Source organism: Streptococcus sp. (assembly GCF_019414905.1).
In the GTDB taxonomy this organism is placed as follows: Bacteria; Bacillota; Bacilli; order Lactobacillales; family Streptococcaceae; genus Streptococcus.
In genome coordinates this window covers 1-5,599 of the sequence record NZ_DXLC01000246.1, presented here as the reverse complement: position 1 = coordinate 5,599, position 5,599 = coordinate 1, and the positions used below count along the sequence as shown (strand labels likewise).

8 protein-coding genes and 2 pseudogenes are annotated in these 5,599 nt (G+C 38.0%); 8 read left to right on the top strand and 2 right to left on the bottom strand.

Annotated elements, in window-relative coordinates; genetic code table 11:
- Positions 1-278 precede the first annotated feature (278 nt).
- From rpsP to QZ359_RS07450, 7 genes and pseudogenes are all read left to right on the top strand, one after another.
- On the top strand, positions 279-551 hold the full coding sequence (gene rpsP / locus QZ359_RS07480; protein ID WP_000268760.1) for a 30S ribosomal protein S16: 273 nt from the start codon (positions 279-281) through the stop codon (positions 549-551).
- Positions 552-570: 19 nt separating this feature from the next.
- Positions 571-810, top strand: a complete 240-nt coding sequence (kphA, locus tag QZ359_RS07475) for an RNA-binding protein KphA (RefSeq protein ID WP_000379617.1) — start codon at positions 571-573, stop codon at positions 808-810.
- A 173-nt stretch (positions 811-983) separates the two neighbouring features.
- Positions 984-1,291: pseudogene (locus tag QZ359_RS07470) on the top strand (MazG nucleotide pyrophosphohydrolase domain-containing protein); the annotation flags it as partial.
- A 97-nt stretch (positions 1,292-1,388) separates the two neighbouring features.
- Positions 1,389-2,177: pseudogene (locus tag QZ359_RS07465) on the top strand (alpha/beta hydrolase).
- A gap of 30 nt (positions 2,178-2,207) precedes the next feature.
- Positions 2,208-2,726 (top strand): ribosome maturation factor RimM, encoded by a 519-nt coding sequence (gene rimM, locus QZ359_RS07460; protein ID WP_001105892.1) that lies wholly within the window; start codon positions 2,208-2,210, stop codon positions 2,724-2,726.
- Entirely contained in the window at positions 2,716-3,435 is a 720-nt protein-coding gene (gene trmD, locus QZ359_RS07455) for a tRNA (guanosine(37)-N1)-methyltransferase TrmD (RefSeq protein ID WP_000686916.1), read from the top strand. The genes rimM and trmD overlap by 11 nt, the downstream gene beginning before the upstream one ends.
- An 11-nt stretch (positions 3,436-3,446) precedes the next feature.
- Positions 3,447-3,785: an ATP cone domain-containing protein gene (locus QZ359_RS07450; RefSeq protein ID WP_001196040.1), complete on the top strand. Its 339-nt coding sequence runs from the start codon at positions 3,447-3,449 to the stop codon at positions 3,783-3,785.
- Between the two features lie 30 nt (positions 3,786-3,815).
- Here QZ359_RS07450 and QZ359_RS07445 read toward each other — a convergent pair whose 3' ends face one another.
- A complete protein-coding gene (locus QZ359_RS07445; protein ID WP_261024304.1) occupies positions 3,816-4,136 on the bottom strand; it encodes a hypothetical protein in 321 nt (106 codons plus the stop codon).
- Between the two features lie 98 nt (positions 4,137-4,234).
- On the opposite strand from QZ359_RS07445, the gene QZ359_RS07440 reads away from it, so the two are divergent.
- Positions 4,235-4,450 carry a YdbC family protein gene (locus QZ359_RS07440; protein WP_000807422.1) on the top strand — a complete coding sequence of 72 codons (216 nt, stop codon included), beginning with the start codon at positions 4,235-4,237 and terminating at the stop codon, positions 4,448-4,450.
- Between the two features lie 53 nt (positions 4,451-4,503).
- On the opposite strand, the gene QZ359_RS07435 is transcribed toward QZ359_RS07440, so the two are convergent.
- Positions 4,504-5,040: a biotin transporter BioY gene (locus tag QZ359_RS07435; protein ID WP_293965097.1), complete on the bottom strand. Its 537-nt coding sequence runs from the start codon at positions 5,038-5,040 to the stop codon at positions 4,504-4,506.
- Between the last annotated feature and the right edge of the window lie 559 nt (positions 5,041-5,599).

The following is a 5,599-nucleotide window of genomic DNA, read 5'->3' as shown; positions in this document are numbered from 1 at the left end:
GGATGCTGCTACATCCGGCTAGGGCTACAGTTGATAGTAAAAGAAGGGTTGCTAGTTTTTTCATTGTTAACCTCTCAAAAATTCATTTCTACCATTGTACCCTAAAAGGAGTGTGATTTCAAATGTAAAAGATTTTACTAAAAATTTCTAGTAGTAAAAAAATTAAAACTCTGTCAAGTTTTTTTCTTGACACCTGTCAGAAATCTGCTATAATAGAACATGTGCTAAATAGCTCAGCTATTTCACCGAAATAAAAAATAAGAAAAGAGACTTTAAAAATGGCAGTTAAAATCCGTTTGACTCGTATGGGTTCTAAGAAAAAACCTTTCTACCGTATCAACGTAGCAGATTCACGTTCACCACGTGACGGACGTTTCATCGAAACAGTTGGAACTTACAACCCACTTGTTGCTGAAAACCAAGTAACTTTGAAAGAAGACCGCGTTCTTGCATGGTTGGCTGATGGAGCTCAACCTTCAGATACAGTTCGCAACATCCTTTCAAAAGAAGGCGTATTGAAAAAATTCCACGATTCTAAATTCTCAAAATAAGTTTAAAGTAGGTTGACAGATGGATACGATTGAAAATCTCATTATTGCGATTGTGAAACCCTTGATTTCACAACCAGATGCCTTAACTATCAAGATTGAAGATACACCAGAATTTTTGGAATATCATTTGGATCTTGATCAAAGCGATGTGGGTCGTGTAATCGGTCGTAAGGGTCGCACTATTTCTGCGATAAGAACGATTGTCTACTCTGTCCCAACTGAAGACAAAAAAGTAAGAATCGTTATTGACGAAAAATAAGAAGGGCGGGACGAATGTCTCGCTTTTTTTGCAAGGAGCAGGATATAAAGGATTTAACGTTTAGACAATACAAGACTAGTTATAGTCAATGAAAATCAAAGAGCAAACTAGGAAGCTAGCTGCAGGCTGTACTGGAGTACGGCAAGGTGAAGCTGACGTAGTTTGAATTTGATTTTCGAAGAGTATTACTCGAACATTACCAGTAGTCTCGAACTGAGGGAGGTCTCTTTATGAAGTTAGTGGAGGAAATCGGAGAAGTAGCTGAGGTTTTGAATAGGCGCTCTAGTCGACAAGAAGGGATAGGATTCGAATGAGGAACTTACTAAAGAACGTAGCCGATATTCTTCACCATGATCTTGCAATCGCGGCTATCAAGCATATTGATCTAACTAGAAGCATCTTTGAGAAAGACAAAACCGCAGCCGTTAACTACCAACATAAACATTATTTGGAAGGATTTTTGAAGGTGAAGGAGAATTGATGTCCCCTTCCTCCAACTTGAGAAAATCCTTGGAACGTGATAAAATAAAGGATAAGGATTTTTAGTAATTCATTATATAGAACGAGTGGATTTCTTTATGAAGAGGATTGAAGTATATACGAAAATTGGTAGTCTCTCTGTTACTTATCGAAAGCAAAAGAAAGTGCTAGTTTGTTTAAATGGAGCAGGTTTGCTACCAAGTTATGAAAATTTTTCACTTATACTTGAAAAACTTCCTTCTACAATTGGTTATTTGACAATTGATTTTCCGAACACAGGTAGGAGTCTGATTCATGACCAAGCTGGAAAAAATCTAGATAATCTTGCTGATGCGGTTTATAAAGTATTTGAAGAATTGGCGATTTCTGAATATATACTTTGTGCCCATAGTTTGAGTGGAATTTTAGCTTGCAAATTACTCAAGAAACCAATTAAGTGTCAGGCTTTAGTAGCAATTGAACCGACAACTAAAAACGTCATGTTTGCTGATTTTTTAGAAACTCCTTATCCAGAAATGGAAGAGCAGATGAGGCTGATTGACGAGTATGGTCCTGAACTTTATTTTAAGAACTTAACTCAAGCCACATTTAGCCCTGAAATTAATAAAGAAATCTGGGCAATAATGCAAGAAAAAGGTTCAGAGTTGGAAAATCAAGATACAGGATTTCAGATATCTGGAGAGATTACTGAGGAAGATTTTGAGAATGTATCGATATAATCTCATGTCCCTGTATTTATTTTTTGTCAGCCTTATAGAGAAAAAGAGTACAGAGAATCAGAATATTGGACTTCCAATACTAAACTCATTTTAGGAGGGAATCACCATTATTTACAATGGTCAGAATCAGAAAAAATTGTGACTATTATTCGAGAATTGTCCGAATAAGATGGAAAGAAATAGAGTACAGGAGACAAGATGAACTACTTTAATGTTGGGAAAATCGTCAATACGCAAGGATTGCAGGGTGAGATGCGAGTCTTGTCTGTGACGGATTTTGCAGAAGAACGGTTTAAAAAAGGTGCTGAGCTGGCCTTGTTTGATGAAAAAGATCAGTTTGTCCAAACAGTGACCATCGCTAGCCACCGTAAACAGAAGAACTTTGACATTATAAAATTCAAAGATATGTACCATATCAATGCTATTGAAAAGTACAAGGGATATAGTCTCAAGGTTGCTGAGGAAGATTTGAATGACCTAGACGATGGTGAATTTTATTATCACGAGATTATCGGTTTGGAGGTCTATGAGGGAGACAACTTGATTGGAACCATCAAGGAAATCCTACAACCAGGTGCTAACGATGTCTGGGTAGTCAAGCGAAAAGGCAAGCGTGATTTGTTATTGCCTTATATCCCACCAGTGGTTCTCAATGTTGATATTCCGAATAACCGCGTCGATGTGGAAATCTTAGAAGGGTTAGACGATGAAGATTGATATTTTAACCCTCTTTCCAGAGATGTTTTCTCCACTGGAGCACTCAATCGTTGGAAAGGCTCGAGAAAAAGGGCTCTTGGATATCCAGTATCATAATTTTCGAGAAAATGCTGAAAAGGCCCGCCATGTAGACGATGAGCCCTACGGAGGTGGTCAGGGGATGTTGCTCCGAGCACAACCTATTTTCGATGCCTTTGACGCTATTGAAAAGAAAAATCCGCGCGTTATTCTCCTAGACCCAGCTGGCAAGCAGTTTGATCAGGCTTATGCTGAGGATTTGGCTCAAGAGGAAGAGCTAATCTTTATCTGTGGGCACTATGAGGGTTATGATGAGCGAATTAAGACCTTGGTGACAGATGAGATCTCCCTAGGCGACTATGTCTTGACTGGTGGAGAGTTGGCGGCTATGACCATGATTGATGCTACGGTACGCCTGATTCCAGAAGTGATTGGCAAGGAGTCTAGCCACCAAGATGATAGTTTTTCTTCAGGCCTTCTTGAATATCCTCAGTACACACGTCCCTATGATTATCGAGGCATGGTTGTGCCAGATGTACTGATGAGCGGACACCATGAAAAGATTCGTCAGTGGCGATTGTATGAGAGTTTGAAGAAAACCTACGAGCGCAGACCAGATTTGTTAGAAAATTATCAACTTACAGCAGAAGAAGAAAAAATGCTGGCAGAAATCAAAGAAAACAAAGAATAAAGGAGAAACCTATGCAAGTAATCAAACGTGATGGAGAAATTGCTGAATTTAATCCAGATAAGATTTACCAAGCTATCTTAAAGGCAGCCCAGACTGTCTATGTATTGACAGATGATTTACGTCAAAACCTTGCACAAGTCACTAAGAAAGTGGTTTTGGATTTGGAAGAGGCCAAGGTGGAACGTGCGACCATCAGCATGATTCAGTCTATGGTTGAACATCGTTTGCTGGGTGCAGGTTACATTACCATTGCAGAACACTACATTTCCTATCGTCTACAACGTGACTTGGAAAGAAGTGGTTATGGAGATCATATCGCAGTTCATTTACATTTTGAACAAATTCGCTAAGAAAAAAGAGTGGGATGAAACAACTACATCTCACTCTTTCTTAAATCTATTTTTTTGGGCTGTTTGGACAGTTGAGGGGACAAATCGCAGGCGTTGAATATCGCTTATGCGGATAATACGGGTCACATTTTTGGCAAAATTTTTCACGATAATTTGCTGGCGTTGCTGATCGTATTTGATGATATCACCTGTAAAACTTGCCTCAGACAAGATAAGGTGAACAGCGGTTTGTTTCTGGATAGCCTCTTCAATAGTGGCTGTAAGGGAGTTGCTTTCAGTCTGGTCAGGTTGGTCATGTCCATTTAAAAAGTCATGTATTTTATCTAGAACTTGCTGGAATTTATGTCTCATATTGGCCTCCCTTCTTTTATATCAATATTATATAAAATTTTCCTAAAATCTACAAGATTTTACGAATAATCAAATGAAAGCTAAAAAAGGAGAAGAAAATGGCAGAATTTACATTTGAAATCGAAGAGCACTTGTTGACTCTCTCTGAAAACGAAAAAGGTTGGACCAAGGAAATCAACCGTGTGAGCTTTAATGGTGCTCCTGCAAAGTTTGATATTCGTGCTTGGAGCCCAGATCATACTAAAATGGGCAAAGGGATTACTCTCTCCAATGAAGAATTTCAAACGATGGTGGATGCCTTTAAAGGAAACTAAGTTTACAAAATGAAAGAAAAGGATACTGAGTCATGACAACTCGATATCCTTTTTTAGTTAGCGAAGTAAGCCTGATTTTTAAGGCGTTGAAGTAGGGGACGGCTAATAAAACTAATAGCAATAATTTTACCAAGATCTGGGATGATAAAGGGAAATACCCCCACAACAAGAGCTTTTTCAAATGCCATTCCAGCTAGGAAATGCAAGCTAAGAATCCCTCCGATAAAGACAAGGGCATCACCCAAGAGGTTTGCAAGAAAAATCTTGGCAACACCACTCTTGCTGTTGGTTAGAGAGGAAGTAAGTCCAGAGTATACAAGATAAAACGAAAGATAGCCTGCAGTAGGACCAACCAACGCCTGCAATCCAGCTCCACCTCCTGCAAAAACAGGAAGACCGATAGCACCAAGAAGAAGATAGAGTCCAACAGAAAGCACAGCCTCTCTCGGTCTAAAGACAGTAGCAATTAAGCCGATTGCAAAGTTTTGCAGAGTGAAGGGGACGGGTCCAATTGGAAGACTGATTTGTGCCAAAACAGCAATGAGAGCAGCTCCAATAGCAGGGATAGCATAAACGTGAGCTTTTTTCAAAATAGTTAACCTCTTTTCTGATGTATAGTAACTATTATACTCGTAGAGTAATTATTGTCAACTAATTTTTTAAAACAAGGTAACAAAAACTGTAACAGCCGATTTTGCTTACTGGTTAAGTTGGATAATTATTTTGTTGATTCGAAAATCGCCTTTATAGATAATCCCATTTTATCAAAAAAAATATACTATAAATACTTGACAAACTAAAAAATAAGTACTATAATTGCAAATGTAAACGAATACATCTAGATATGTTCAATTTTAAAAAGAGGGTTAGTTATGAGATATTTTAACGACTCTAGATACCGTAACGGTGATTAAAAACCTAAATATAATCAATTCATATTAAAGTAATATGGAGGGACTAAAAAGGGACTATTATTTAATCTTCATCAAATATTTAACTTCAAGGAGAAGTAAAATGAAAAAAGAATTAATAAGAAAGCATCTGTTTTTCTAGTTGCAAGTGTTTTAAGTTTTGGCTTTGCTACTGCAGCTAGTGTTGTTAGTGCAACTACAGCACACCCTGCTCCATATCCCATTATTGATGTATGGC